The organism is Streptomyces aureus (genome assembly GCF_001418135.1).
GTDB classification, from domain to species: domain Bacteria; phylum Actinomycetota; class Actinomycetes; order Streptomycetales; family Streptomycetaceae; genus Streptomyces; species Streptomyces aureus_A.
This window is the reverse complement of sequence record NZ_LIPQ01000143.1, coordinates 1-1,636: the sequence shown is the minus strand read 5'-3', so window position 1 is coordinate 1,636 and position 1,636 is coordinate 1. Positions and strand designations below refer to the sequence as shown.

Sequence of the window (1,636 nt, the reverse complement as noted above, 5' to 3'; positions counted from 1 at the left end):
TCAGGGATCAGGGATCAGGGACCAGGAACCAGGGGATCGACTGTCAGACGCGTGTGTCAGAGTCTGCGCATGCTGGAGATCGTGGTGAAGACGGAGAACTGGGAGCGGCACGTCCGTGTGTCCGCCGAGGAGCTGGCCGGGCTCGTCCGGCGCATCGGCGATGAAGGGGACCGGTTCCTGGTGGTCCAGCGGATACCGGACCTGCCCGACGTCTTCGCCCAGGTCTGGCACAAGACGGGTGGTGGCTACACGCTGGAGCACCGGGAAGGTGCTGCCACCCGCCACTTCCAGGTGATGACCGACGGTCCCGAGGCCGTGATCGCGGCGATGACCGGCTGGGCGCGCCAGGAGGCCGGCTGGGACGCGGGGCTCGACTGGTCGCCGCTGGACATGGGGCCGGCCCGCGAGGTGCCGCCGCTGGACCTCGACGGGCGGGAGGGCGACGAACTGGAGCGGCGCGTCCGGGAGGTGCTGACAGGCGGCTACGCCTCCCGCGCCGAACTGACCGAGATCGCGGAGGAGTACCTGGTCACCGAGGGCCGCCGGCCCGTTTCACGCGAGCAGGCCGAGGCGCTGGTCGACCGGATGTGGCTGGAGCGGGTCGAGGAGCAGTCGAGCTGGCGGGGCGAGACGGACCCCGAACGCCTCACGCGCGCGTTCGAGAGCCTGCGGGAGGCCGGCATCACGGCCCGCGAGAACTTCACCTGCTGCCGCACCTGTGGCGAGTCGGACATCGCCGCCGCGGGCGAGCCCGACGCCCGCGGCTTCGTCTACTTCCACACCCAGTGCACGGACTCCGCCGCGGCGGGCCACGGACTGACGCTCCTGTACGGCGGCTTCGACGGCTCGCCCGAGACGACGACGGGCATCGGCCACGAGGTCGTGGCCGCCCTCGAAGCAACCGGCCTCTCCACCGAGTGGGACCGGACCCCCGGCCGAGCCATCACCGTCACCCCTCTGGACTGGCGCCGCCGCCTGGTCGGCTAGGACTCGTCCAGCCTCTCAGGTGACCAGGAGAAGGGGGTGTTCACGTGGTGGTGCGGGCCTGCTGCGCGGAGTTTCCCCGGAGTCCCCGGTATGCGAGGCCGAGGAGGAAGGAGTGGAGCAGCGCGGAGAGGGCCAGCGCGGCGAGGAAGTACCCGGTCGCCGGCCCCGAGTCGCCGTTCGCGAAGTCGGGGAGGAGCAGGAGCATGCTGGTGGGCGCGGTGATCAGCAGGATCCAGACGGCCGCGAAGCCGGTGTCTGCGGTCGCCGAGGCGAACACCAGGGGGAGCGCCGCTGCGGCCACCAGGCCGAGGTAGACCAGCGAGGCGGGGTTGGCGAACGTGAGCCGGCCGAGTGTGCGCGGGCGGCTGTCTCTCATGATCGATTCCTCCTGGGCGGATCGGTTCCGCCGTGTCGACGGCGGTTCCATCCTGCGGCGGGGCGGCCCCGGGCGCCTGAGTAGCGCTACTCAAACCGTCGTGGGGACCTGCGCGTTGCGGGCCGGGCAGCTGATCACGGCGGCGGAGCACCCGCCTCGTCGTGTGCCGTCCAGGGCCATCTCGCCTGTCGGCCCGATTCGATGAGGGGGATCATCCGGAAGGCGGCGTCCGTCAGGCCGCCGAAGGTGTGGCGGTGGGGGCCAGTGGGGGCG

The 1,636-nt window shown here is 71.7% G+C and carries 2 protein-coding genes; one reads left to right on the top strand and one right to left on the bottom strand.

Going from position 1 to position 1,636, the window contains the following annotated elements; genetic code table 11:
• The first annotated feature begins 69 nt into the window (after nucleotides 1–69).
• Nucleotides 70–987 carry a DUF6891 domain-containing protein gene (locus AOK00_RS14220; protein WP_055600680.1) on the top strand — a complete coding sequence of 306 codons (918 nt, stop codon included), beginning with the start codon at nucleotides 70–72 and terminating at the stop codon, nucleotides 985–987.
• A 40-nt stretch (nucleotides 988–1,027) separates the two neighbouring features.
• Here AOK00_RS14220 and AOK00_RS14215 read toward each other — a convergent pair whose 3' ends face one another.
• Nucleotides 1,028–1,363, bottom strand: a complete 336-nt coding sequence (locus AOK00_RS14215; protein WP_055600679.1) for an SCO4225 family membrane protein — start codon at nucleotides 1,361–1,363, stop codon at nucleotides 1,028–1,030.
• Nucleotides 1,364–1,636: the final 273 nt, after the last annotated feature.